The organism is Bradyrhizobium sp. 23, from assembly GCF_023073295.1.
GTDB lineage: Bacteria > Pseudomonadota > Alphaproteobacteria > Rhizobiales > Xanthobacteraceae > Bradyrhizobium > Bradyrhizobium canariense_D.
In genome coordinates this window covers 1-1,299 of record NZ_JADPJF010000080.1, presented here as the reverse complement: position 1 = coordinate 1,299, position 1,299 = coordinate 1, and the positions used below count along the sequence as shown (strand labels likewise).

The following is a 1,299-nucleotide window of genomic DNA, read 5'->3' as shown; positions in this document are numbered from 1 at the left end:
TGAGCGGCCCGAGACATAGGTGACAAAACGTACCGGACACATGGGTTACACTTTCCGCTTTTGTTCTGCGGGAGGTGTGGATGCCGTGGAAAGCGAGTTCGGTCATGGAAGAACGCCTTCGCTTTGTGGCCAGGCTTCTGGATGGGGAAGCCATGACGGATGTGTGCCGGGAGTTCGGCGTATCCCGCAAGACCGGCTATAAGATTTTCGATCGCTACAAAGAGCAGGGGCTGGCCGCCCTGAGCGATCGGTCCAGACGGCCGGTACGCTATGCCAATCAGCTCCCGGAGCAAATCGAGGATCTGATTGTCCGCCTCAAAGCCGAGAAACCGCACTGGGGCGCGCGCAAGATCCGCGAACTGCTGGTCCGGCGGCTCGATGGCGATGTCAGGATTCCGGCCAAAAGCACCATCCATGCGGTGCTCGATCGCCATGGCCTGGTCAAGTGTGGCGGCGGGCCGCGCCACCGCGCGCGCGGCACGCCGCTCTCCACGGGTACTGGACCCAATGATTTGTGGTGCACCGACTTCAAGGGCGAGTTCAAGCTCGGCAATGGCCGCTACTGCTATCCGCTCACTGTTACCGATCATGCCTCGCGCTTCCTGTTGTTGTGCGAAGCGCTCGATTCAACGCGTGAAGACCCTGTAATTACTGCCTTCGAGCGTTTGTTCCTCGAGCGCGGCCTGCCGCTCGCCATTCGCTCCGACAACGGCGTGCCCTTCGCCAGTCCCAACGCCTTGTTCAACCTCTCCAAGCTCTCGGTGTGGTGGCTCCGACTTGGTATTGCAATCGAACGCATCAAGCCGGGCCACCCGCAACAGAACGGACGTCATGAGCGCATGCACCTCACCCTCAAAAAGGAAACCACCCGGCCGCCGGGCGGCAATAGCTTGCAGCAGCAGGAACGCTTCGATGCCTTCGTCCGCGAGTTCAACTCCGAACGCCCGCACGAGGCCCTCGACATGAAATGTCCTGCCGATCTCTACGTCGCCTCAGCGCGTTCCTATGCCGGCCTGCCGGAGCTGACCTATCCGTTCCACGATCGCGAGGTCCTTGTAACCGCGTGCGGCCGCCTTTGCCTGCACCGCAAGCGGATCAACATCTCAACCGTGCTGGCGGGCCAGAAGCTCGGCATCAAGGAGGTCGACGAGGGCATTTGGCTCGTCAGCTTCATGCACTATGATCTGGGATATTTCGACCTGGAGCAGAAAACCCTGCAACCTCTCGACAACCCGTTCGGCACGAGGCTGTCACCCATGTCTTAGGTACGTTCCGTTACCCATGTCTTCGGGCCGGACA

The 1,299-nt window shown here is 60.6% G+C and carries 1 protein-coding gene; it reads left to right on the top strand.

The window, feature by feature from the left end:
• Positions 1-80 precede the first annotated feature (80 nt).
• On the top strand, positions 81-1,265 hold the full coding sequence (locus tag IVB32_RS20225) for a helix-turn-helix domain-containing protein (protein ID WP_247411046.1): 1,185 nt from the start codon (positions 81-83) through the stop codon (positions 1,263-1,265).
• Positions 1,266-1,299: the final 34 nt, after the last annotated feature.